The sequence below is a fragment of the Neofamilia massiliensis genome (genome assembly GCF_001299475.1).
In the GTDB taxonomy this organism is placed as follows: domain Bacteria; phylum Bacillota; class Clostridia; order Tissierellales; family Peptoniphilaceae; genus Neofamilia; species Neofamilia massiliensis.
Genome location: NZ_CYUJ01000003.1, coordinates 130,566 through 153,989 on the forward strand (window position 1 = coordinate 130,566; position 23,424 = coordinate 153,989).

The window sequence follows — 23,424 nt, forward strand, 5'->3', positions numbered from 1 at the left end:
ACAAATTATTTTTTTCTCTAAATTAGTGGCAGTTCTGCCATTTTTCTAAGCTTATTACATTTCTCAATCTGCTTGACTGTTAACCCAAGCTCTTTTATATATTTTTGGATTGTATCTACTTTTGTTGCATGGATGAGTATATGAACTGCTTCTGTAACAAGAATTAAGTTGCTGTAACTATCTGTACCGCCTTGTTCAAGCGGTATCTTGTGATGGCAATGTATGTCGTTTGGTATAAGTTTTACACCTGTTACTCCACATCTGCCATATTGAGCTGCAAAGAGCGAGATTCTGTTGTCTGCAAACTCTATGCTTTTATCAAGCACAGGATGTCTCATCAACCAAACAAGTGTATCTACATCAATTTGCAGATTTTTATGAATAAAAGCTCTGCCCTTTACAGTGTATTTATTTACAACCTTTTTCTTGTGTTTTGCGTCCTTTGTCCTAATATATCCAACTGGAATTAGCGGATGTCCATTAAGGAAGCGAAGCTGTTTACTTTTTCCATATTTTTCTTTGATAAATCCTTTGTTTAGCGTTCCACTGGTTTTAATATCAAGTCTGTTGTTCATCTGCTTTTTAATGTGAAAGGCTATTTTAGCAAAGTCCAAACTTACATTTGTTGCTATTTGGTAGTAATTATGCAAGCCTGAAACAGTGGCATTATACTTGGCTATTGCTTTGTACTGTTCCTTTTTGTTTGCAGGTCTTTTTATATCCGCAACACATTTAGAAATATCTTCTTTTGCATTTTTCAGTGCCTTATCACTTATATGCGACTGTACAACAAACTTTTTGCCTTTTGGTTTAACCTTCAGCTTGAAACCTAAGAACTCCGAATACTTTTGTTTTAGATTTGTTATTTTAGATTTTTCTTCACTTACATTTAGTTTTAATCTGTCTTGCAACCATTTTGTAACTGCCTGATAGGTTCTTTTTGCATCGTAGTAATTACGGCAAAATATCTTAAAATCATCAGCATACCTTACAATGTATATTTCTTTTAGGTTGCTTGTTCTTAAAGCTCTGTAGGTATGGCTTTTTATCTCTGTTCCTTGACTGTTCGTTCTCTGTTTATATGGATAATGCGTGGGCATTGTCAGCCATTGAGAAGAAACCCACCAATCTAATTCGTTCAAGACTACATTAGATAGTAGCGGTGATAATATACCGCCTTGTGGTGTTCCCTTTGTTGGTGTAATTACCTTTTTATCGGGCATAACTATGTCTGCTTTCAGCATTTCCTTAATGATACAAAGTAGCTTTTTGTCTTGGATACCCAAATTCCAAAGTTGCCTTATGAGCTTTGCATGATATACATTGTCGAAAAATCCTTGTATATCAATATCAACTACATAGTGTAAGTGCTGTATCTGCATTAGTCTCGCACATTCTGCAATAGCGTGTTCCGTACTCCTGTTAGGTCGAAACCCATAGGAGCTGTCATGAAACTTGGCTTCACATATCGGCTCTAATATTTGCAAGATACATTGTTGTACAATTCTGTCTACAATAGTCGGTATTCCTAAAGGTCTTATTTTCCCATTAGGCTTTAGTATCTCCACTCTCTTTACAGGGCGTGGTTTATACCAATGAAACTGTTTTTGTATGAGAGAAATGTATTCTTCTTCATTTAGCCTTGATAGATGTTTTATTGTTCTGCCATCTACTCCGGCTGTATGACTTCCTTTGTTCCCTTTGATACTGCGATAGGCAAGTTTTATATTTTCTCTTGAAGTTATCAACTCCATTAAATTTGAAAATACTTTATTCTTACTGCTATCTTCATATAAATCATCAAGGACTTTTTGCAAGTCATAGTATTCCGTATAACGGATTTTGCTTTGTTTCAGTGTTTGTTTCGAAGTGGACACAGTCACCATCTCCTTTCGGATTTGATTTTCTTTGTCATACTCGAAGCTGTGTTTGTCTTAATTTCAGTTCTTGTACTTTCCTGTGACTGGTGGCTATCCCTCCACGAACTTATTATTTTCGCTTCATAGGTACTGTGCCACCGCTTTCACCAAGATAAAGAACGGTTATATGCTGTTTTTTTCAGTCATTTTCCCATTCAACACTTCATTAGCATTAGACTGCTTCCATGCTCTTGGCTTACCACGTTCCGACAATCTTATCTTTGCATACGTTTAGGTTCTTCCTCTAAGCCTGTGTTTAGTTTTCACCATATCGCCTGTAACGATATATGGATTTTCATAACAACCATTCTTACTCATCCACAAACACCCCATCTTTGATGGGAATTGCCGTTAGGCAAATTCAAACGTTTAGACCCTTACATTCGGAAGTACGTCAGTACTTTGGTATACACATTCTCACCATGCGTATTCGACACCCGACATATAGGTAGCACCGTCCACCTCTGAACAGCTTTCGTGTCTGATGTTAATATCAGTCTTACGGCTACTCTCTGCCGACTTCACCGAGCTTTTGACAATGAAATAGTCTAATATTCATTGCCAATCGGAGTATCAGTGTAGGCATTTCAGGGCGTTACCCCGTCATTCTACCTATCAGATTGCCAGTTCTCCTAAGTTTTGAACTTTCAGTCCTTCGATTTAGTGCATAAGCTTTTCACTTATGAACGTGTCGCACGGTTATCATTACCATAACCTTCCATTAAGTTAATAACTCCCCATGCTCCTAAACCTGCACCAATTGCAGTTACAAGTGTCTTTAAAACTCCAACTCCAGCTGTAAAAAATTCCATATTATTCCTCCTCGTTTTCTTTCTCTTTATTTTCTATTTTGTTTAGTGATTTAACTATAAAGTTCTTGTAGACCTTATCTCCTTTTTTGTTTTCTTTGAAATATCCAAAGACATGGATTAGATCTCCTTTTTCAAATTCTTTTGCAATTTCTACCTTTTCTCCATATACTGAGCAATTTGTATATTCTTTGTCCTTTCCATATTTTTTAACAAGAGCAAAATTTGCTACTTGAACACTTTCTCCATCTTTTTCAAATTCTGAGAATTCAGCTTCCTTAACTAAATTTGCATTAATATTTATCATTTCTCTATCCATTAATTTCTTCTACTTATTCTAAAAATTTCAATTAAAAAAGCGAATGAACTTATATTTCAATCGCTAAATGTCTTATATATTAAATTGTTTTAAGTGGGACTTCTTATCCTTACCATCTTAACCTCCTAATTTTGAGTATAAAAAAAGACGATAGAGTTTTTAATTTCTATCGCTCATTAATACCTTATTTCTAGTCTTCTAAAATTGATACTTCAAGGTCTATCGCTTTAAATGTAACAGTTATTCCTACTTCGTCTTTTACTGTTTTTTCAAATAGATCAGCTATATCATATGGGGACATATCATATATATCTTCATACCATTCATTACTTTCATCGTACATTGTCTCACATATTGCTTGAATATAATTTTTCTTATCCATAGTGAGTTCTGTATCACTTTCTAGAATAAACTGCTCACCATTTATATTTAATATAATTAAAGATGATTTTCTATTTTCACACATTTTGCTTTCTCCATATACTCAAATGTTTAACCTATTTATTTTATAACTTGATTTTAACTTTACCTTATCTCTATTTGTTAAATACTCCTCTACATCAAACAAGTTTCTCTTATCATAATCTTCCAATAACTTGTAATTTTTATGCTTTGTAATATCGAATTTATCAGATAAGAAAGGTCTTACTCCTCTTAACTGATAAATACACTTACCACCATCCATTACAGTTATTTCATCTTGGCTCATAAGTTCCTTGCCAGTCTTTTGATAATTTAGTCCAAAAGATTTTTGATTTGATCTTGTTTCTGATGTGTTATATAGGTCTATGGTTTCTTTTCCTAAGGTTTCTGATAATTCTTTTACTGTTGTTTTTTCTTTTCCTCCTAAAAAGAGTGTAGAGTCACAGTTACCAACTATTGTATCTGCATGGTCTTTATATATTGCTTTTAATTGAGATTGTGCTTGTAGAATTATGCTTGCAGATATTTCTCTTGAACGAATTGTCGCTATTAGTTTTTCAAATTTTGGAATCAAGCCTATATTCGCAAACTCATCAAGTAGACACCTAACATGAACTGGAAGTCTACCACCATACACATCATCTGCCTTATCACATAGTAGATTAAATAATTGAGAATACATTATTGATACTACAAAGTTAAAAGTATCATCAGTATCTGATATTATTACGAATAAAGCAGTTTTCCTATCTCCAATTTTATCGAGTTCTAATTCATCTTCACTCATTAGCTCTCTAAGCTCTCTTATATCAAAAGGTGCTAGTCTTGCTCCACAAGATATTAGAATTGACTTAGCAGTTTTTCCTGCTGCCAGCTTATATTTCTTATATTGCTTAACTGCAAAATGACTTGGGTCTTTCTTTTCAAGAGCTTCAAAGAGCCTATCAATTGGGTTCATATAGGTTTCGTCATCTTCTCTGACTTCACTTGCGTCAATCATATCTAAAAGTGTCTTAAAGTTCTTTTCTTCTTCTGGTGCTTCATAATAGATATAACCGATGAGGGCAGTGTAATATAGTTTCTCAGCCTTTACCCAGAAATCTTCTCCTGCCTTTTCTCCATCTCCCTTGGTGTTAGCAATAATTGTTTGGACTAGCTTTAAAATATCTTTTTCACTTCTCAAATAAGCAAAGGGATTGTATTTCATAGATTTTTTAAAGTTTATTGTGTTTAATATCTTTATATCATATCCATTTTCATAGAGCATTTTTCCACACTCTAACACAAGTGTTCCCTTAGGGTCTGTTACTACATAAGAAGAGTGCATTTGCATTAGGTTTGGCTTTACATAAAATCTTGTCTTACCTGATCCAGAACCACCTATTACTAATACATTTTTATTTCTAGCATATTTAGGATTTTTAGGTCTTGAGTTCATTGTAAGTCTTTCAGTATTAGTTATTAGAACATTATTTTCAAACTTAGGGTCAATGTATGGAGCAATATCCTTGCTTTCTCCCCATCTTGCAGATCCATATTCCTTGCCTTGCCTATATTTCTTTTTATTTTTTCCTTTGCTATAAACAATTAGCTTAACAAGACCAGCAACTGAAATACCTACTAATAAGTCCCTTGGATTAAGACTTGGTACATAAGATAAAGTTCCTATATCAGAAATCCCCACCATTATTCTATCAATAATATCTCCTCCTACATAAGAATTTATGTGCTTAGAAAAGATATTTCCAATGTAGAAAAATGATAGATAAGGAATGTTTGATAATATAAATTTCTTTGGGTTGTCTATTTTAATTAGGTTTTTAATATCAGAAAGAATAGCTTCCAATATCTTATTCATCGTAAAAACCTTCACTATCTAATAAAATTAGTAGGTAGTGCCTTCCTTTTGGTGTTATAAATGTTTGTATGCCTACAAGTGTACCTAGTGGATCAACCCATTCTTTTACTTCAAAATATCCCTTATTCTTATCTGCATAAGGTAAGAGCTTCTTTTTCTTATCTCTATAAATTAATCCCTTATCCATTAAAAAACTTATAAACTGATTTTGTGGTATTCCTAACTCTTTGGCAGTATTTCTAAAATTTGTAAGTAGGTTATAATCTACTAATTTGTCATAATAGTCTGCCTTTGGTCTTAATTCTTCAATTTCTTCTTCCCTTTCAGCAATAATTCTATTGGCTACTAAAATTGCATCTGCAAGTAACTCTTCATTGGTTTTCTTTTCTTGCCCTACTATATATCCTCCATTTTTTCTAATACTTGGTAAGACTTCTCTCGTTACCCAAGCCTTGAATATTTTTGCTTGTGGTAGTTTTGATGAAAGGATAAGTGAATACAATCCTGATTCATTAATTATTGAAATATTCTGTATTCCTCCAGGGGTGTTCCATTTCGTTACACCCTTATCTTCCTCGTCTACATGGTCATAAATAGCTTTTCTTGGATTAACATATCCTAACATAGTTGCTACTTCATTTGCTATAAAGAAAAACTCACCGTCTTTTTCTATAACAGTGAGTTTCCCAAAATTCTTATTTTCAAATGTTTTTAAATCACTTATCATAAGCTTTGCTCCTTATGTTTATTTTTAACTTTATCTTTGCTGATGGTGTCCTTAGCCATATCTTTAAACTTATTTATTGTCTTTGTTATTGAATCTTTTCTATCGGCCTTTTTTTCAGAAGCTTTAACTGCTTTTTTAAAAGCATGTTCCATTACCTTTATATCCTTAGATTGAAAAAACACAGAGTGGTTACCAGTTTCCTTATCTTTCATTACAGAAAACTTCACTCCGTGTTTATTTAAAATTTTCTTTAGTTCTTTTAACTCAGGATCTTTTAGATTAATTTCTTCTAACTGTCCCTTTTTTACCATATCCTTTAGCTTTACTTCTTCTCCGTTATTTTTTATTACATTTTTCAAGCCTCCTTGTTCCTCTATTTGCTTGTGTACTTTCTTTAATGCATCAAGAATTGCCTTGCTCGTTGCTTTTGCAAGTCTTACTTCAAGGTTAAGACTCGACCTAGATACTTCTTCATTAATCATCTATTCCACCTCCATATAAAAGTAACTCTTTGTATTTTCTTAACTTCTCTTGATGAATTTTTCTTCTAAAATCTTCTCCCGTAACTTTAACTGGTATTGTCATTTCAAGTATTCTTGAATATATTCTCTGATACTCAAGGTCAATATTTGGATTTTGAATTATTTCCAATGATAAGTTTGTGGTAAAAATTGTCGGCCTACCCTTTAAGTATCTTGAGTTTATAATGTTATATACTTGTTCTCTTGCATAAGATGTATCCCTTTCAATTCCAAGGTCATCTAAGATCAACAAAGGAACATTAGAGAGGTTACTTATTATTTCATTTGAATCAACCTTAAATGCAGATTTTTGTATTTGATTTATAACCTGAGATAAATTCATAATCTTAACTTTAACTTGTTCTCTTTCAATTAATTCATTTGCAATAGAACAAGCAAGATAAGTTTTTCCACTACCAACATCTCCATAAAATAAAAGTCCAACATTGTCTTCCTTCATTTGCTCAAAACTTTTGGCATAATTATAAGCAACCTTATAGGCTTGACCTTTTTCATTTAGGAATTCCTCAAAAGTATATTGGTGTTGGAGCGGCGATGAAAAACAATCTCTTTTTAGCGATGATATTCTCGTCAATATTTCTCTCTCTGCATTTTCCTTATCTCTTTTTATTTCACATTCACATTTAATTCTTGGAATAAACTTTGTAAATCCAAGGTCAAGTAATTCTCCATCGACCCTTTTACCGCATACCTTGCAATAAATATGTCCATTTCTTTCAATATCATTTTCTCTTAATACAAAATCTTTTAAGTTTTTCATAAACTCTCTCCTATATCGTAATTCATTTTTCTTGTTGAACTTTCATTAATGTTTTTTGCCTGATCATTAAGATACCAATTGATTATTGTTGCTTTGTGATCTTGATAATCTCTGTTATTTGCTTTCATATAAGACGAAAGCCTATCAATGTATTCACTAATTCTGCTTCCTAACTCATTTGTTAAGTCCTTGTATTCTTCATCAGTCAAAAATATATTTTTATATATTCCATAAGGCTTTTGCCCTTTATTAAAATCATTCTTTCTTAACTCATTATTACTAATATTGTTATAGTTACCTTCCGATTTTCGGAAATCTTGAAGTCTGTTATTCGGAGTTCTTGAATTCCGATTATCGGAAGTCTGGACTTCTGCTTTTCGGAAATCTGGATTTCTATTATTTGAATCAGAGAAAACACTCATAAAATCTTTAACATATATCCTATTTGGTTTTCCAAGTCCTTGTCTTTTCTTTTCTATCAATCCAATTCCTGATTTTGTATCAAGCTCATTTATAATCTTTAAGGCTTTATCATTAGCACAGTTAAATTGCTCTTTTATACTTTCAATTGTGTAGTAGATAAAGACTTTTCCATCTTCATCTATCCAGCCATTTTTATATGAAAGACCCATTCGATTAAGCATATATGAATACAAAACTTTAGCTTCAATAGATATGCTTTCAAAAACCTCATCTTCCATTAATACCATAGGTAACCTAATGAAGTTATACATCTCAGATTGCCTATTATAAAAATAATCAAAATTCATTCCTACCTCCTCTCTTTAAAATAAAAAAGAGCAGCCTTATTTAAGCTACTCTTGTAGAAAGTATAAAATGGGTTTTATCTTATTATATTTTTCCTTGTGTCTCCTCATACCAGTTGTAAAACTACTCTTACGTCCATGTAGTTTTTTTGGGTCTTTTTGACGTATCCTTCTTCATCTTTATCGAAGACAAAATGCTTATAAAACTGCTTAAAATGCAGGATTTCTATATTTACATCTTTTGTATCAACGCTATAGTCTCGACGTGGCTGGTCCACGGGAACATATCAAAACCCTTCATCTTTTCAACCTTATATTTCTCACTTAGTTTTTCTAAGTCCTCTTTAAGAGCATAAGGGTTGCAGGATATATAGATTATTTTTTCTGCTTGAAGGTCTAAAAGGCCTTTGATGGCATTTTCGTCTAGGCCGCTTCTGGCTGGGTCTACTATTATGCCATCGACTTTTACCTTATTTGCTTTTAAATCTTGTAGATAAAGGCCTGCATCCATGGCTGTGAAGTAGGTGTTTTTTATTTTATTGTGTTTGCTATTATAAATTGCGTCTTTGACTGCTTGGGGATTTGATTCTACTCCTAGTACTTTTTTTACAAACTGGCTGGCATAGAGGGAGATTGTTCCTATGCCACAGTAGGCGTCAACAAGAGTGTCGTCTTCGTTAAAGTCGCCCCACTTAAGGGCTGTCTTGTATAATTTTTCTGTCATCCTTGAGTTGACTTGATAAAATGATTGAGGAGATATTCTAAAAGATAATCCTAATAATTCATCAAAAATATATCCATCTCCATAGGCGACAAGGTCTTTCTTGCCAATTATCATTGATGTGTCTCTGTCATTTATGTTAAAGACAATAGATGTGATTTCTGGGTGAATTTTTTTTATTGCCTTAACAAAGTTATTTGATGATGTGATTATTGAATCTGTTACAATTATTACTAGTAAAATTTCCTTGGAACTTTTGCCAACTCTAACTAGGGACCCTCTTAGAAGTCCTTCTTTAGTATCTATGTCATAAATTGACCACTTAAAGGACTTGGCCAGGTCTTTGACTGTAGCATTTATTTCTTGGGCCTTGGTGTCTTCGATTAAACATGAGTCTATTTCTAAGACGTTTTTCGTGTACTCTTCATACTTGCCCATAATAACTTCCCTACCATCAAAGGCAAAGGCGTCGTGAACTTTGTTTCTGTAATAATATGGATTCCACTCACCTTCTATGGCTTCAATATTTTCATTTGGAAAAAGTTCTCTTATGTGTTTTTCTTTTCCTTCTAGGGACAAGGGATAGTTGTCGTGGTTGTAATGACAACCTCCACACCTGTCCATTATTTTACAAAGCATATTCTACTTCTCCTCTTCTATTTCTAATATAAACTGGTCTTTGTCGTTAAAAAATGTCTTTGATCCAAGATGGACAAAGATTATTACACTTAAAGATACAGCTCCTAAAATTCCCAGCATTATTGCTATTTGGTAGCGGGTTGCTACTAGTGGCGATTGGCCTGATAGGATTTGGCCTGTCATCATACCTGGCAAAAATACTATGCCCATGCCTAGCATGGAGTTTATTGTTGGGATTATTGCTGAGTCAAAGGCCTTGTCGACTATTTCTTTTACTGCATCTTTGGGCTTTGCGCCTAACATCAAGGCACTTTCAATTTGATTTCTGTTGGCGTGTATGCCTTCCAACAAATTATTTACTCCTAATGTTATTCCTGTCATAGAGTTTCCTATTAGCATACCTGCTATTGGAATAAAAGTTTTTGGGTCATACCAGGGCCTTACATTTAAAACCACTAGGATAAAATACATTAGGCAAGATAAAGTCGATGTAACAATGGAAAAAGCGATAACTTTTTTTAAGTCTTCTGAAAGCTTTCTCTTGGTCCTTTTAATTATATTTCTAACTGCAAAGGCCTCCATTACCAAGGTCAGAAGAATTATATAAAGAGGGTTATTGGCCTTAAAAATATAAACTAAAAGATAGGCTGCCAAAATCAATTGAACAGTCATTCGAAAACTGGCTAAGAGTATTTCTTTTTCCCTAGAAATTTTCTTTTTTCTAACTATTATTAAAAGTATTATGACAAAAATATAGGCAGCTGCCAGCCTGTACAGGCTAATGTCTAAGTTATTATTCATAAATAGCTCTTCCTTCTTTTATCTCTATTAGAGCATCAGCATAGTCTTGGACTAATTTTTTTGAATGAGTTACAACTAGGAGAGACTTGTTCTTTGTCCTTACATAAGAAAGAATATAATCCATAACAAAGGCCTCTGTATCTTGGTCCAAGGCTGATGATGGCTCGTCTAAAATTAAAACTTCTCCGTCCATTAATAGAAGTCTACCTAAGGAAATTCTCTGCTTTTCTCCGCCAGAAAGATTTTCAACTTGGTCATTTAGAGATTTTTTTATTTTAATATCAGAGAGTATTTGTTCTAAAGTCTCATCTGATGCCAAGGGCTTTTCAGAAAACTTTAGGCCAATTAATAAATTATCTTTAACCGTTCCCTTATAAATAGCTGGACTTTGGTTTGCCATTAAAACCTTGCGCCTTAAGTTTATTGAATTAATTTCGTCAAGGTCCTGGCCCCTGTAATAAATTTTTCCAGAGTCTGGAGAAATCATCTTGTTTAAAAGTTTTACAAGAGTTGATTTGCCACTTCCACTTGGGCCAACTATACAGGTAATTTTATTTTCTTTTATTTCTAAGTCATCTATAGACAAAATATTTTTAAATTTTACTTTCTCTATTTTAAATAAATTTGAGTCTTTCATCTTAATCACTTTCTATATGGGATCTTTTCTAAATCTAAAAGGAATTTTTTTCTTTCAAGGCCGCCAGCGTAACCAGTTAACTTTCCATCTGCTCCTAAGACCCTGTGGCAAGGGACGATTATTGAAATAGGATTGTGACCAACTGCTCCGCCAAGGGCTTGTGAATATTTTTTATTTGCAAATATTTCTTGGCTAAGGTCTCCGTAAGTTTTGCTTGTGCCATAGGGAATTTCTAAAAGTCTTTCCCAAACTTTTTTCCTAAAAGATGTTCCCTCAAGTTTAATTTTCGGCAAAAAGTCTGGGACCTGGCCATTAAAATAAAGGTCCAACCATTTTTTTGTCTGAATAAAGACTTTTAAATCAGATTTTTCCTGAAAATTTTTTAAGTCCTTAGGAATGTATTTGCTGTCTTCAAAGTCTAAACCTAAAAGATGATCTCCATCACTAATCATTAGCATTTGGCCAAGTGGCGAATTGTAAAAAGAAAAATATTTCATTTTATTTGGCTGCCTCTTCTATCAACTTTAAAGTTACTAAGCAGGATTTTTCTGCTGAATCCATTGGCAAAAACTCACTAGTTGCATGAAAGTTGTGGGCGCCAGTAAAGTAATTTGGCGTAAGAATGCCTAGGCTAGAAATGAAAGATCCGTCAGTTCCCCCTCTCATTGGAAGTGTAATTGGTTCAATATCTAATTCTTCAAAGGCCTTATAAATATTGTCAATGCATTCTCTGTTGTCATCATTTACTGCATCATAAATATTGGCATAGACATCTTCTAATTCTATAGAAATTTCTGCCTTAGGATACTTTAATTTTAATAAGTCAACTGCCTGTCTGAGATAGGCTTTTTTATTTTCATAACCTATTTTTGAATGGTCACGGATATTTAAAGAAATTTCTGCCTCTATTACATTTGAGTTGAGGCCGTTTACCCAAATATAGCCTTCTCTGCCTTCAGTATTTTCTGGAGTTTGATTTCTGTCTAGCATATTTATAAAATCGTTGGATATCATAAGTGGATTTACTAATTTTCCCTTGGCAGACATTGGATGAGCAGAGACTCCTTTAATATGAACTCGGCCACTTCCTGCATTAAAGGTTTCGTAAACAACTTCTCCCAGTTGGCAGCAGTCGATGGTGTAGGCGTAGTCAACTTTAAACTTGTCGTAGTCAATTTTTCTAGCTCCCCTTAGGCCAATTTCTTCATCTGGCACAAAGGCTATGTGAATTTCACCGTGGTCTACCTGTGGATTTTCCTTTAGGTACTGAAGCACTGTCATTACATTTGCTATTGCCGCCTTGTTGTCTGCTCCAAGAACTGAAGTGCCGTCAGAAATAATTATGTCTTGGCCAACATATGCCTTTAATTCTGGATGATCTGCTTCTTTTAAAATTATTCCCAAGTCTTCGTTTTGAACTATGTCGCCACCTGGATAGCTTCTAATTACTTTTGCCTTTATGTCAGGGCTTTGAGATACGTCAACTGTATCTAAGTGACAAACCCAGCCGACCACTGGAGTATCTCTATCTGTCTTTAATCTTTTTTTCAATACTCCATGTACAACACAAAAATTATTTATATAAACGTCTTCTAGGCCTAGGTCTTCTAGTTCAGCTGCTAAAACTTTTGCTAAAGTCCATTGGCCCTGGCTCGAAGGAACTTCTTTAGCACTAGCATTACTTTGACTGGATATTTTTATATATGATAAAAATTTTTCTTCAAAAACTTTTTTAAAATTAAAATTACTGTCCATATCTTTCTCCTTTTAAGTTTCTTAATTTAATTATAGGCTTTATTAAAAAAATATTCCACGCAAAAACAAAAACCTAAGACAAATAATTTTCGTCCTAGGTTTATTCTTATTTTTTGAAATTGTCTTCGTAATTTGAAATTAAAAGTTTAAGCCTTTCAACTTCTTCTTTTAACAAGGTTTTCCCTTCTTCTGTAAGAATGTAGTGCTTGCCTTTTTTGTCTGCGTCTACCCTTTTTATTAAATCATTTTCTAAAAACTGGGCTAGAAGGGCGTAAAGAGTTCCAGGAGCCAGATTAATTCTGCCATTTGTAATTTGACTTACCCAGCTGGTTATTTCTGATCCATTTCTAACTTGGCCGAGAGCCAAAAGAGTGTAGTACATTGGCTCAGTTAGTGTTTGGAATTGATCCCTTGCCATCTTTCTACCTCCAATAATTTTTCTATCTGCTCTTGGACCTCACTGTCATAGATATCTCCACTGACTTCTAAAACTGTAGGTCCATAAAGGACTAAGAAAGATTTTTCTCCAGCCAAGCTATAAGTTTTTTCGTAAGGAAAGTCTCCTGTCAAGTCTTTGACTAAGGCGCTTTCATAAGGATGGTCCTTAGCGTTTTTTATTATTCTTTCAGAAAGTACCCTAGCAAGTTTTTCATTTTTAACTTTTGTTTTTTCTATTCTTAGGTCTCTGTCTTTACTTTCATAAAGGTCGTGAGATGATGTCAAAAAACTTTTTTCCATAGGAAGTTTTTTAAAGTCTCCAGCATCTTTAAAGACAAAATTATTATTTGTCCATTGACCCATTAAGATAGAACCAGCTATACTTAGTAAAATAATAATTAAAATTGGAATAACAAACATTAATACCTTTTTTGTTCTAGTTTTTTTATTTAGTCTTTTAACCTTCTTTATAGAAAAAAATGTAACAAAAAATACTACTAATGGAAGTAATAAAATCCAAATTTTTTCAACATTTCCTCCAAAATATAAAATTTGAGCAATTAAGCCTAAAATTATAAGTATCAAACTTAGGCAAATTAAAAAAGTGTAAGTTTTGGAAAAACTCAATTTTGAAAATTTCATGTCTTTTACAGCTGCAACATCTTTATTTCTCTTCTTAAAAACTATATAATCTCCAATTGAAAGAAAAATAAAAACCAAAAGTAATATGCTTGCTGGGTAGTTAAATAAGGTTGCATTAGAGTAAAATATTGAAGAAGAATGGAAAGATCCACTTATTAAGAAAAATAAGCCTAGAAAAATAAATAAGCTTAATGCCATGGCGATTATTTCTCCCTTTATGCCTTTAGTTAATATTTCTTTTTCTTCCTTAGCATCATTATAAAGAGAATCTGCAGCTCCCTCTTCTAGTTTGTAAACATTGTTGTTAAAAGACTTATCCACTAGTTTCCAACCAAAGCCTTCAGCCATATTTTTATAATCATCTAGTTCATCTTTTGAAAATGCAGAATAAAATCCTTCGTTAGGGGCCATAATGACCCTGTATTTCACTTCAGCTGCTGGAGCTTTTTTAAATTTGTGGACAAATGGAAGTGGTAGGCTTTCAATTTGCCAACCTTCTCTGGCCAGATCTTCATACCATTTTTCAAAAAGGCCAAAGTTTGTATAAGTTAAAAATCTAAATTTAATCATAGCTTACCTTTCTTTCAAATCAAATATCGAGTCTCGATACTTATATGTTATATCGATACTCGATACTTGTCAAGAAAAATTTTAAATCTAGATTTTTGTTTTTTAAATTGCATTTTAAATTGTCTTATTTTTTAAAGCCCTGTAGAGAAAATAAAACATTAGAAAAATATAAAGCAAGTAAAGGCAGTAAAGTAAACTTAGAGGAATGCTAAAACTTCCTTGGGGATTTTTTAGGGCATAAGAAACAAAGCCTACAGCCCCAAGAAACATTAAAATAAAAAATAAAAAATATTTTTTCTTCATTTTTCTTCCCTCTTCCTTGTCTTCTTTCAAACTTCCCTCTCCTTTTAATTTATAAAAACTTGCAGAAAGCAAAAGTGACCCAGAGTTTATTTTATAAAATCTTCTTCTATCCTTGGTCCAGCCGTCCATTATTATTAAATAAAGCTCTTCATTTTCATAAAACCTATAGCCTAAGGCCACAACATAGTGCCAGTCAAAAAGTCCATTGGCCAATAACAAGATGCCCATGTGATTTTGGTCTAAGGCAGCTTTAATTTCATTTATATTTCTAGTTGAAAAATATTCAACATCTTTGCCTAGGTCTTTAAAGGTCCTTTGAATTTTTTTAGCAATAAAGAATACTGGCCCATTGCCAATTTCACTGTAAAATTTTTTAAACAAGCTGTCTTGGTCTATGTCTCTTATATAATAGTGACCAAGATTTGTGGCAGCAGTTGCCCCGCAGTGGTTTTTTGCTAGGTCTTTGTTGTCAGCTGTTGTAATAAATTCTAAATTAGCTAAGCCGTCTATATAAAAGTCAGTAAAGTTTCCCTTAGGCAGCTGGTCTGTATCTAAAAAACCATAGTCGCCACGGCCTAGGATAAATTTTTTAAATTTTTTAAAAATCTTTTTCACTAATCAAAATCTCCTTGGCAGAATTTTCTAATAATATTTTTCTTATTTCATTAAGGCTACACTCTCATAATCGCTTGCTAATTTCAAACCATTTTTCTTATAGAAATTAATATTCTCTTGGACTTGGTCTGTTAGTAAAATAAATTGTCTGACGTCCTTGTATTCATCTAAAATTTTTTTTAAAACTTTTGAGCCTAGGCCCTGACCTTGATATTTCTTTAAGATAAGCAGGTCTTGGAGATAAATTATTGTTTGTCCATCTCCAACAACCCTAGCCAAGCCTACTAAAACATTTTCATCCCAAAGAGTCCAAACTTTTAAAGATCCTTCTATGGCCTTTAATAATTTTTCTGGCTCATTAGTATAGGCAGTCCAGCCTGCGTCTTTATATAGATTTAAAATTTGGTCTTTGTTTGGCATAATAGTTTCTTTGATTTCAATTTTGTCTACTTGCATTTTCTTTCTCGTTTCTTTATATTTTCTTCTAATAAAAAAAGTTAGTTTTATAATAGTATTCTACATTTTTGAAGCGATTTTTATTAAGCAGAGTTTCTTCTTTTGGATTTGCTGTTAAGCTACCGTTTTCGCTTGTATAGGAACTTGCATCAATTGGCATTTCTTCTAAGATGTCATTTAGATACTTAACATAGGAACTTTTAAAGCCTAGCTTGTTTAAACAGTAGGCAAAGAGATAGTAGTTAGACATATAGGGTCCCTGGCCTTTAATTTTATCTGCAAGATGTTTTTGCGCTTCTGAACTTGCCCAGAAAATATAGGGAGTGGTGTAATGATTAAGCCAACCATCGACGTTATCTAATCCTATGTCTATGCCCATCATCTTATAAAGTTCTCCTTCTCCTCCAAGTCTGGCCAAGTGGTCGCCAAAAAATATTACTACAACTGGCTCTTTTCTCTTCTCGAGTTCTTGAGTCAGTTTTAAAAGATTTTCTCCAGTATTTTTAATGCCGTAGAGATAATTATTGGCAGAGTTATAGTCGCCGTCACTTCCATTAAAAGTCTCCCTGTCTAAATAATCTTCTATACCCTGGTCTTCTTGACTATAAGGCGTGTGATTTTGCATAGTAACAACAAAGTTAAAGTAAGGATGGTCCTTGGCTCTTTGGTCATAATTTTCTAAGATCAAAGGAAACAAAAGATTATCTGGGAAATACTTACCTGGCTGGTTGACATAATATTGGTCAAAGAAATTTTCTGAGTATAAAAAATTATCCAAGCCTAAAAATTTATTGGTGTTAAGCCTGTTATAAAAGGTGCCTGTAAAGGGATGCATTGTGTGACTAATATAACCTTGGTCCTTTAACATCCACACAAGAGAATTGCGATTTTTAATGTAGGGAATATTTGAATAAGCTCCTGTAAGAATATTTCTCTCAGTTTCAATTGTCCCACCACCAAAGGTATAATTTTGAATTTTTCCATAAAGGCTTTTTTCTCTCAATTCTTTAAAAGGCTTATAAACTTCTGGATCGACTTTGGCTCCGAGGCTTTCTAAATCTCCATAAGATTCGCCTAAAATTAATATAATGTCTACCTTGTCTTTGTCTTCTGGCATTGACTCCTTATAAGAAGCTAGAATTTTTTTAGCCTCCTCTGGCTGGTAGTTTTCTGGCGGATGATTAAATAAATCCCTATATGCATAGGTAAAAGTGTAGACTAGGCCCCTGTCCTTGGCTCTTTCAACTTCAATATAGGGATGGTATCTGCCCATTGAGTTGGTCCAATAAGTGTCTCTGTCGATCATTATGGTATTTAAAATTAAGCCTCCTAGGACTAGAGAAAATACTAAGCCTCCAAGTCTAAGGGCCTTGGGCATTTTTGTTTTTAAAAATTTTATAAGTAAAAAACTTCCTAAAATAATAAAAATTGGATAGACAAAATATATCTTGTGGACCTTTAGTGGATTTCCTTCTGCAAGCATAGAAAGTCCTTCTTTAATTAGGCCCAGGTCTGTAAGTCTAAGGTTGTCATTTCTATAAAAAAGTTTATTTTGATTGCCAATGCCCATTAAAAACAAGAGGGTGGAATTTATACAAAAACTAAGGCCTAAACTTCCAGTTAAAAAATATCCTATAAGTAAAAAAATAAAAATTGGAATATAATTCATTATAAAAATTATTTTGTGGGTCAAAAGTGCTTTGATCAAAGTTAAGTCAACAACTTGGTCCACAAATAAAATGCTAACTAGGGTTAAAACAAAGGCCAAAAGAAAAATAAGTAAGATGTCTATAAAAAACTTTTTCTTTGAACTTATAAAATTTTCTCTTGCCATAGCTTGTCTCCTCCTTAATATAAAATAATTATATCAAAGCAGTAAAAAAAATCCACTAAAAGGCTTAGTGGACTTTTCTTTTCTTAATTTTTTTAAAAGGCTTTCTTATAAATTTCTAAAATGTCATTTTCTTCTAAGTGAACAAAGCCTGTTATTTCTGCCTTGGATCTATTGTTGACACAATTTTTTGCCATTAACGGTAGGTCTTCTTCTGTAAAGCCTTCTTCTCTTAATCTTTCAGAAATGCCCATTGAAGTAAAAAACTTTCTCAAGGCATCTATGCCCTTTAAGGCAGTTTCCCTTTTTGAACTTTCTTTAATTCCAAAGACATTTGTCGCAAAGTCTGCAATTTTTTCTTCTGTCTGATCATTTAGACAGTATTCTAACCAATATGGAGTTAAGATTGCAAGGCCAACTCCGTGAGTAATGTCTCTTAGGGCTGACAGTTCGTGTTCCATTGGGTGAACAGACCAGGCTGTGTCCTTGCCAGTATCAAGAAGGCCATTAATGGCCCAAGATCCTGCCCACATTAAATTTGCTCTAGCTTCGTAGTTATTTGAATCTTTTATGGCTATTGGTCCGTACTTGATACAAGTTTTTAAAATTCCTTCTGCCGTCCTATCTTGGAAAAATGCTCCGTCATTAAGGCTAAAATAATTTTCCATGGTGTGGCTCATAATGTCTGCTGTTCCAGCTGCTGTGTGATAGGCATCAACTGTATAAGTAAGTTCTGGATTTAAGATAGCAAATCTTGGTCTAACCAGTTCTGATCCCCAGCCTAATTTTTGTCCAGTCTCTTCATTTGAAATTACAGATGCTGTATCCATTTCTGACCCAGTTGCTGATAAGGTTAAAACTGCTCCTAATTGAATGGCCTTGTTGGGTTCTTCTTTTCCTATAACTATGTCCCAAGGATCAGCCTCGCTGTAGGCTCCAAGAGCAATAAGTTTTGCTGAATCAATTACTGATCCGCCTCCTACTGCTAGAATAAAATCAATTTGATTTTCTTTAGCAAGCACAACTCCTTCTCTAACCTTGTCGATTCTAGGATTTGGAACAATTCCATCTAGGTCAAAAGTTTTTATTCCAATGTTTTTTAAATTATTTACGATTTTGTCATAGAGGCCAGTTTTTTTAATTGACCCTTGGCCATAAACTAAAAGTACATTTTTTCCATAGGGCAAAATTTCTTTTCCTAAATTTTCTAAGGTATCTTTGCCAAATAATATTTTAGTTGATATTTCAAAAGTAAAATCTTTCATACCTACTCCCTTCTAAGTTTTATTTTATATTTACTCTATTTACATAATCATATCATAAAAAAATCTACTTGTAGTATAATATTAGTAAAGAAAATTTTCCAAGGAGAGGGACTTATGATAAATTTTTTAAATGACTATAATGACAAAGGCCACGAAAAAGTCTATGAATTTTTAGAAAGACTGCCTCAAGACAAAATGTCAGGCTATGGCCAAGATGACTATACCTTAGCTGTTAAAGAGAAAATAAAAAAAGAAATTGAAAGAGATGATATTTTAGTAGAATTTCTTCCTGGAGGAACTATTGTAAACATTGTCGCCTGCACCAACAACCTAAGACCTTATGAGGCTATTATCTGTGCAAAAACTGGCCACATTTCCATCCATGAAACTGCAGCAATTGAAGCCACTGGCCACAAGCTTGTAACTATAACTGCTGAAAATGGAAAACTTACTCCAGACCTTTTAAGAAAAGAGCTTGAACTATTTGGAGCTGAAACAAATGTTATTCCAAAAATCGTCTACATTTCAAATACAAGTGAAGCAGGAACAGTTTATTCTATTAAAGAAATAAAGGCCTTGCATAAGCTTTGTAAGGACTATGACTGCTATCTTTATGTAGACGGGGCTAGACTTGCTGTTGCTATGGCTGTTGAAAACTTCACTTTAAATGAACTTGCTAATTCTTGTGATGCCTTTACCATTGGTGGAACAAAAAACGGAGCGCTTTTTGGAGAAATTCTAGTTGTCGTAGAAGACAAGTTAAAGGAAAGACTTAGAAACCATATGAAACAAAAAGGAGCAATTATGGCCAAAGGCTTTATTCTCGCTGCCCAATTTGATGCCCTTTTTGATGACGGACTTTATTATCAGCTGGGAAAAAATTCTTATGAAAGTGCTAGGGCCTTAAGTGATGGACTTTTAAAATTAGGAGTTTCCTTTACTTATCCACCAGAGTCCAACCAGCTTTTTATTAAGTTAAGTGATAAACAAATTGAAGAAGTTAGAAAATTTGCAAACATTGACCTAGAAAGTCTTGGCGGCTATGAAGCTAGCCTTAGACTTTGCACATCTTATAGGACCACTAAGGAAGAAGTCGCTGAGTTTTTAGAAAAATTAGAAAAAATTTTATAAAAGCAAAAAAATATCTGTTAAAGGTCAACCCTCTAGCAGATATTTTTATTTTTATTTAATTTTATGTCTTAAGAGTTTTTATGGCTTCTTAGTCTAAGGGACCAAGTAATTAAGAAAATATAAAGGAAAACTCTTAGCCAGTCTCCAAAAATATAATAAATATTTGCAAAGATACTTAAATCATTAAAGTTAAATGGGACTAGAAGAACAAAGAATAAGATCCAACCTAGGATATAAAAAACTTTTTTCTTATTATTTAAGATTATTGGCTTATTCTTTTCTTTTACTATTGTAATTATAGTAAGCAGAATAAAAATAATAAATTCTATCCAAGCAACTACTAGCCTAGAATAATTCCACTGAGGAAGAAAATCCTTGGTCAAAAATATTAATCTCCAAGTTATTCCAGTGCCATAGCGGATATAAATATCTGCAAAGAAAAATATGGTCCAAAGACAATAAAGAAGAACATTTTCTCTTTTAAAAATTAATATCAGGCCGCAAGAAAAAATTGGCAGGGCTAAAAATAAGCCAGTAAAAAAACTCCTTAATAAGGCAAATATTATTATAAGTATAAGGGAAAGACCACAAAGGGCCTTTCCTATTTCTATATTTCTTTGTCTTGGTAAATTATTTTCCATTTTGTCCTTTCTTAGAAATCTTATTCAAATAAAAATTTGTTTATTTTATTTATATCTTCCTCTTGAATATAAGATATTCCGTCTACAACAGAAAAATCTTTCATTGTCTCAACTTTTTTATTAATTTCTAACTTAGCTTCCTTGTTATAAATTTTAATTGTCTTATCTTTAAGGCTAATTGTTGTTGTGTCATCTGATTTTTCCCAAGTTACTTGGGCGCCAAGGTCTTCATAATAAGCTCTCAATAAATATCCCTTGTCATCGTCAGACTTATAATCCATTAGGTCGACAACTTTTTTTGGAATATCTAAAACTATTATCTTTTCAGGTCGGGCAATTGGTGGAAGTGATCTTGTGGCTACAGTATAAAGAACAGCTAAATCTTTTTCTAAAAAGTCTTTAACTTCCTCACCTTTTAAGTTTTTAGCCACGTTCTCATCTGTAAGATTAAGTTCTAATCTATTACTAATGCCCTTACCTTCTTTGTTAAAATAGTCAACCTCTAAAGAATATTTGCTATCTTTAACATTGACTCCAATAAAGTTAGGAGTCATTTGGCCTGGATAAGACATCAACATTGGTGTGTCTTCTCTATAGAAGTATTGGATTTCTTCTCCCTTTTTAAACTTATAATTTTCAACAAGTTCTCCAGTTTTTAAATCCATTACTGGAACATCCTTGGTAAATAAATATACCTTGTCTAAGGCAGTTTCTGAATCAGAATCACTGGCAACTAAAATTTTGTTAGAGTCATCTTTTTCATTTACTTCTTCAACTTTTGCAAAGTCCATAGCAAATTTTACAGGCTCTTCTTTTGCAAGAGCTAGACTTGAAAACATTAATACTAAGGCCATGCTAAAAAATAAAATCTTTTTCATAAAAATCCTCCTTGTGCTTAATAGCTATTTCTTATAAAGCATTTTATCACAGGCATAAAGTTAAAAATATACAAAAGGGTTACGAAAAATAAACAAAGCAGTTACAAACTTTTTCTTATTTCCTTTGATTATAAATAAATATATAGGCCTTCTCTTTATAAAAGTCCTAGATATTAAAAGTTAAGATCCAAGAAAAATCTTGAGTCTTAATTTTATTCTTATAGAACATATGGATCTTCCATTGGGTCAACAAAAGATTTTGGATCATAATCTGTTTTTATTTCTTCCCATTCTCTCATTGATAAGTCTTCAGTTACTTTATCAAGTTCTGGATGGGCATTATTGGCTTTATAATTATTCTCTCTTGAATCCCTTTGTGGTAAATCTAAATCAACATCGTCAATATCAATTTCTAAAACCTTAGCAAGCCTTTTACCATAATCTTCGTCTGCCTTGTAGCAATGTCCAATCCACCTGTGTTTAATTTGTAGTGTTGTGTCTTTCATATGTCTTGCTGTATTTTCGCATAAGACTTGTTTTTGATCTTCTGTCATTGCCCTATAAAGTAAACCTGGTTGTGTATAATAGTCTTGATCATCTTCTCTATAATCATACCTATAAACATCTCCGCCACTTTGTTTTGGCTCATATCCTCTAGGGTCTTCTTCCCAGTTTCCATAGGAGTTAGGCTCATAGTGGTTTTCTCCTCCTAAGTTACCGTCAACTCTCATTAGTCCATCTCTATGGAATGTATGGTAATCTCCCTTTTTCATTCCCATTGGAGAATTAACTGGAATTTGATTAAAGTTTACGCCTAGTCTATATCTTTGAGCATCTCCGTACATTAAAATTCTAGATTGTAACATTTTATCTGGTGAAAAGGCTATTCCTGGAACATTATTACCTGGGCTAAAAGCAGCTTGTTCTACATCTTGGAAGTAGTTGTCTGGATTTTTATTTAATTCAAATTCTCCAACTTCAATAAATGGATGGTCCTTTTTTAACCACATTTTAGTTAGGTCAAATGGATTAACTTCCATCTTGTTAGCCTCTTCTTCGCTCATAACTTGAATATACATCTTCCACTTAGGATAGTCCTTCTTCTCAATAGCTTCAAATAAATCTCTTTGATGGGAATCTGGATCCATGCCCTTTACTTTTTCAGCTTCTTGGTCTGTAAGGTTTTGTATGCCCTGGACTGATCTAAAGTGGAATTTCACCCAAGTTCTTTCATTGTCTTTATTAATTAATGAATAAGTGTGAGAGCCGAAACCATGCATGTATCTATATGATGATGGGATTCCCCTATCACTCATTGTAATTGTCACTTGTAAAAGTGATTCTGGAAGTGATGACCAAAAGTCCCAGTTACTATTTGCACTTCTCATGTTATTTCTAGGATCTCTTTTTACAACGTGATTTAAATCAATAAATTTCATTGGGTCTCTAAAGAAAAATACTGGAGTATTATTTCCAACTAGGTCCCAATTACCTTCTTCTGTATAAAATTTTAAGGCAAAGCCTCTAATGTCTCTATCTGCATCAGCAAAGCCTCTTTCTCCTGCAACAAGGGAAAATCTTGCGAACATTTCTGTTTGCTTGCCAACTTTTGAAAATATTTTTGCCTTAGTGTATTTAGTAATATCATTTGTCACTGTAAATGTTCCAAAAGCGCCTGATCCTTTGGCGTGCATACGTCTTTCAGGAATAACTTCTCTGTTAAAGTGAGCATGTTTTTCAAACAACCAAGTATCTTCATAAACAAGAGGTCCTCTTTGTCCTGCTGTCATTGAGTCTTGATTGTTTTCAACAGGAGCACCAGATGCTCTTGTTATCTTAGGATTTTTTCCTTTAGTATCATTTTTGCTAGCTAAGTGGTCCCCTAATTTATTTTTGTCCATAGGGTCTTTTTTCATTTTTTTCTTGTCTGTCATTTGGTCCTCCTTAAATTTTCTATTGATTGTTATTCTATCAAAA

General features: G+C 33.2%; 23 protein-coding genes and 1 pseudogene. 1 reads left to right on the forward strand and 23 read right to left on the reverse strand.

Features of this window, described 5'->3' with window-relative positions:
* Positions 1-17: 17 nt before the first annotated feature.
* The 20 genes and pseudogenes from ltrA to BN2667_RS05225 form a co-directional block, all read right to left on the reverse strand.
* Positions 18-1,886 (reverse strand): group II intron reverse transcriptase/maturase, encoded by a 1,869-nt coding sequence (ltrA, locus tag BN2667_RS05135; protein WP_263434030.1) that lies wholly within the window; start codon positions 1,884-1,886, stop codon positions 18-20.
* Positions 1,887-2,602: 716 nt separating this feature from the next.
* Positions 2,603-2,731: pseudogene (locus tag BN2667_RS09185) on the reverse strand (Maff2 family mobile element protein); the annotation flags it as partial.
* A gap of 1 nt (position 2,732) precedes the next feature.
* Complete coding sequence (locus tag BN2667_RS05140; RefSeq protein ID WP_461786644.1) at positions 2,733-3,035, reverse strand: hypothetical protein; 303 nt, start codon at positions 3,033-3,035, stop codon at positions 2,733-2,735.
* A 202-nt stretch (positions 3,036-3,237) separates the two neighbouring features.
* Positions 3,238-3,513, reverse strand: coding sequence for a hypothetical protein (locus BN2667_RS05145; protein WP_054252263.1), 276 nt, complete (start codon positions 3,511-3,513; stop codon positions 3,238-3,240).
* Between the two features lie 18 nt (positions 3,514-3,531).
* On the reverse strand, positions 3,532-5,328 hold the full coding sequence (locus BN2667_RS05150; protein WP_054252264.1) for a VirD4-like conjugal transfer protein, CD1115 family: 1,797 nt from the start codon (positions 5,326-5,328) through the stop codon (positions 3,532-3,534).
* On the reverse strand, positions 5,321-6,055 hold the full coding sequence (locus tag BN2667_RS05155; protein WP_054252265.1) for a phage antirepressor KilAC domain-containing protein: 735 nt from the start codon (positions 6,053-6,055) through the stop codon (positions 5,321-5,323). The genes BN2667_RS05150 and BN2667_RS05155 overlap by 8 nt, the downstream gene beginning before the upstream one ends.
* A complete protein-coding gene (locus tag BN2667_RS05160; protein ID WP_002839711.1) occupies positions 6,052-6,537 on the reverse strand; it encodes a PcfB family protein in 486 nt (161 codons plus the stop codon). The genes BN2667_RS05155 and BN2667_RS05160 overlap by 4 nt, the downstream gene beginning before the upstream one ends.
* On the reverse strand, positions 6,530-7,357 hold the full coding sequence (locus tag BN2667_RS05165; protein WP_054252266.1) for an ATP-binding protein: 828 nt from the start codon (positions 7,355-7,357) through the stop codon (positions 6,530-6,532). Before BN2667_RS05165 ends, BN2667_RS05160 begins: the two co-directional genes overlap by 8 nt.
* Positions 7,354-8,127, reverse strand: coding sequence for a replication initiator protein A (locus BN2667_RS05170; RefSeq protein WP_054252267.1), 774 nt, complete (start codon positions 8,125-8,127; stop codon positions 7,354-7,356). The genes BN2667_RS05165 and BN2667_RS05170 overlap by 4 nt, the downstream gene beginning before the upstream one ends.
* 229 nt (positions 8,128-8,356) lie before the next feature.
* On the reverse strand, positions 8,357-9,484 hold the full coding sequence (gene rlmD / locus BN2667_RS05175) for a 23S rRNA (uracil(1939)-C(5))-methyltransferase RlmD (RefSeq protein ID WP_054252268.1): 1,128 nt from the start codon (positions 9,482-9,484) through the stop codon (positions 8,357-8,359).
* A gap of 3 nt (positions 9,485-9,487) precedes the next feature.
* Complete coding sequence (locus tag BN2667_RS05180) at positions 9,488-10,285, reverse strand: ABC transporter permease (protein WP_054252269.1); 798 nt, start codon at positions 10,283-10,285, stop codon at positions 9,488-9,490.
* Positions 10,278-10,922, reverse strand: a complete 645-nt coding sequence (locus BN2667_RS05185; RefSeq protein ID WP_054252270.1) for an ABC transporter ATP-binding protein — start codon at positions 10,920-10,922, stop codon at positions 10,278-10,280. Before BN2667_RS05185 ends, BN2667_RS05180 begins: the two co-directional genes overlap by 8 nt.
* Before the next feature lie 5 nt (positions 10,923-10,927).
* Positions 10,928-11,419 (reverse strand): methylated-DNA--[protein]-cysteine S-methyltransferase, encoded by a 492-nt coding sequence (locus BN2667_RS05190; protein WP_054252271.1) that lies wholly within the window; start codon positions 11,417-11,419, stop codon positions 10,928-10,930.
* Between the two features lies 1 nt (position 11,420).
* A complete protein-coding gene (pepT, locus tag BN2667_RS05195) occupies positions 11,421-12,677 on the reverse strand; it encodes a peptidase T (protein ID WP_054252272.1) in 1,257 nt (418 codons plus the stop codon).
* Positions 12,678-12,783: 106 nt separating this feature from the next.
* Positions 12,784-13,095, reverse strand: coding sequence for a PadR family transcriptional regulator (locus BN2667_RS05200; RefSeq protein ID WP_054252273.1), 312 nt, complete (start codon positions 13,093-13,095; stop codon positions 12,784-12,786).
* The gene (locus BN2667_RS05205; RefSeq protein WP_054252274.1) at positions 13,068-14,327 is read right to left on the reverse strand and encodes a DUF2812 domain-containing protein; all 1,260 of its coding nucleotides are present in this window, start codon (positions 14,325-14,327) and stop codon (positions 13,068-13,070) included. Before BN2667_RS05205 ends, BN2667_RS05200 begins: the two co-directional genes overlap by 28 nt.
* Before the next feature lie 114 nt (positions 14,328-14,441).
* The gene (locus BN2667_RS05210; protein WP_054252275.1) at positions 14,442-15,245 is read right to left on the reverse strand and encodes a cysteine peptidase family C39 domain-containing protein; all 804 of its coding nucleotides are present in this window, start codon (positions 15,243-15,245) and stop codon (positions 14,442-14,444) included.
* A 42-nt stretch (positions 15,246-15,287) separates the two neighbouring features.
* Positions 15,288-15,701 carry a GNAT family N-acetyltransferase gene (locus BN2667_RS05215; protein ID WP_054252276.1) on the reverse strand — a complete coding sequence of 138 codons (414 nt, stop codon included), beginning with the start codon at positions 15,699-15,701 and terminating at the stop codon, positions 15,288-15,290.
* 28 nt (positions 15,702-15,729) lie between these two features.
* Positions 15,730-17,535 (reverse strand): LTA synthase family protein, encoded by a 1,806-nt coding sequence (locus tag BN2667_RS05220; protein ID WP_054252277.1) that lies wholly within the window; start codon positions 17,533-17,535, stop codon positions 15,730-15,732.
* Between the two features lie 92 nt (positions 17,536-17,627).
* A complete protein-coding gene (locus BN2667_RS05225) occupies positions 17,628-18,797 on the reverse strand; it encodes an iron-containing alcohol dehydrogenase (RefSeq protein ID WP_054252278.1) in 1,170 nt (389 codons plus the stop codon).
* Positions 18,798-18,911: 114 nt separating this feature from the next.
* Between BN2667_RS05225 and BN2667_RS05230 the strand changes: the two genes are divergently transcribed.
* Positions 18,912-19,928 carry a threonine aldolase family protein gene (locus tag BN2667_RS05230; protein WP_054252279.1) on the forward strand — a complete coding sequence of 339 codons (1,017 nt, stop codon included), beginning with the start codon at positions 18,912-18,914 and terminating at the stop codon, positions 19,926-19,928.
* A gap of 68 nt (positions 19,929-19,996) precedes the next feature.
* Here the strand turns inward: BN2667_RS05230 and BN2667_RS05235 are convergent, their stop codons facing one another.
* The 3 genes from BN2667_RS05235 to BN2667_RS05245 form a co-directional block, all read right to left on the reverse strand.
* Entirely contained in the window at positions 19,997-20,569 is a 573-nt protein-coding gene (locus BN2667_RS05235; RefSeq protein ID WP_054252280.1) for a hypothetical protein, read from the reverse strand.
* 20 nt (positions 20,570-20,589) lie between these two features.
* Positions 20,590-21,447: a stalk domain-containing protein gene (locus BN2667_RS05240; RefSeq protein WP_054252281.1), complete on the reverse strand. Its 858-nt coding sequence runs from the start codon at positions 21,445-21,447 to the stop codon at positions 20,590-20,592.
* A gap of 218 nt (positions 21,448-21,665) precedes the next feature.
* Complete coding sequence (locus BN2667_RS05245; protein ID WP_278308137.1) at positions 21,666-23,381, reverse strand: catalase; 1,716 nt, start codon at positions 23,379-23,381, stop codon at positions 21,666-21,668.
* Between the last annotated feature and the right edge of the window lie 43 nt (positions 23,382-23,424).

Bases quoted from the DNA above. Each gene is read 5' to 3' on its own strand.
- BN2667_RS05230 (WP_054252279.1), top strand. From the start codon at position 18,912: ATGATAAATTTTTTAAATGACTATAATGACAAAGGCCACGAAAAAGTC.
- BN2667_RS05225 (WP_054252278.1), bottom strand. From the start codon at position 18,797: ATGAAAGATTTTACTTTTGAAATATCAACTAAAATATTATTTGGCAAA.
- BN2667_RS05185 (WP_054252270.1), bottom strand. From the start codon at position 10,922: ATGAAAGACTCAAATTTATTTAAAATAGAGAAAGTAAAATTTAAAAAT.
- rlmD (WP_054252268.1), bottom strand. From the start codon at position 9,484: ATGCTTTGTAAAATAATGGACAGGTGTGGAGGTTGTCATTACAACCAC.
- BN2667_RS05240 (WP_054252281.1), bottom strand. From the start codon at position 21,447: ATGAAAAAGATTTTATTTTTTAGCATGGCCTTAGTATTAATGTTTTCA.
- BN2667_RS05140 (WP_461786644.1), bottom strand. From the start codon at position 3,035: ATGATAAATATTAATGCAAATTTAGTTAAGGAAGCTGAATTCTCAGAA.
- BN2667_RS05190 (WP_054252271.1), bottom strand. From the start codon at position 11,419: ATGAAATATTTTTCTTTTTACAATTCGCCACTTGGCCAAATGCTAATG.
- BN2667_RS05215 (WP_054252276.1), bottom strand. From the start codon at position 15,701: ATGCAAGTAGACAAAATTGAAATCAAAGAAACTATTATGCCAAACAAA.
- BN2667_RS05205 (WP_054252274.1), bottom strand. From the start codon at position 14,327: ATGATTAAATTTAGATTTTTAACTTATACAAACTTTGGCCTTTTTGAA.
- pepT (WP_054252272.1), bottom strand. From the start codon at position 12,677: ATGGACAGTAATTTTAATTTTAAAAAAGTTTTTGAAGAAAAATTTTTA.
- BN2667_RS05180 (WP_054252269.1), bottom strand. From the start codon at position 10,285: ATGAATAATAACTTAGACATTAGCCTGTACAGGCTGGCAGCTGCCTAT.
- BN2667_RS05155 (WP_054252265.1), bottom strand. From the start codon at position 6,055: ATGATAAGTGATTTAAAAACATTTGAAAATAAGAATTTTGGGAAACTC.
- BN2667_RS05165 (WP_054252266.1), bottom strand. From the start codon at position 7,357: ATGAAAAACTTAAAAGATTTTGTATTAAGAGAAAATGATATTGAAAGA.
- BN2667_RS05235 (WP_054252280.1), bottom strand. From the start codon at position 20,569: ATGGAAAATAATTTACCAAGACAAAGAAATATAGAAATAGGAAAGGCC.
- BN2667_RS05145 (WP_054252263.1), bottom strand. From the start codon at position 3,513: ATGTGTGAAAATAGAAAATCATCTTTAATTATATTAAATATAAATGGT.
- BN2667_RS05200 (WP_054252273.1), bottom strand. From the start codon at position 13,095: ATGGCAAGGGATCAATTCCAAACACTAACTGAGCCAATGTACTACACT.
- BN2667_RS05170 (WP_054252267.1), bottom strand. From the start codon at position 8,127: ATGAATTTTGATTATTTTTATAATAGGCAATCTGAGATGTATAACTTC.
- BN2667_RS05245 (WP_278308137.1), bottom strand. From the start codon at position 23,381: ATGACAGACAAGAAAAAAATGAAAAAAGACCCTATGGACAAAAATAAA.
- BN2667_RS05150 (WP_054252264.1), bottom strand. From the start codon at position 5,328: ATGAATAAGATATTGGAAGCTATTCTTTCTGATATTAAAAACCTAATT.
- BN2667_RS05160 (WP_002839711.1), bottom strand. From the start codon at position 6,537: ATGATTAATGAAGAAGTATCTAGGTCGAGTCTTAACCTTGAAGTAAGA.
- BN2667_RS05220 (WP_054252277.1), bottom strand. From the start codon at position 17,535: ATGGCAAGAGAAAATTTTATAAGTTCAAAGAAAAAGTTTTTTATAGAC.
- ltrA (WP_263434030.1), bottom strand. From the start codon at position 1,886: ATGGTGACTGTGTCCACTTCGAAACAAACACTGAAACAAAGCAAAATC.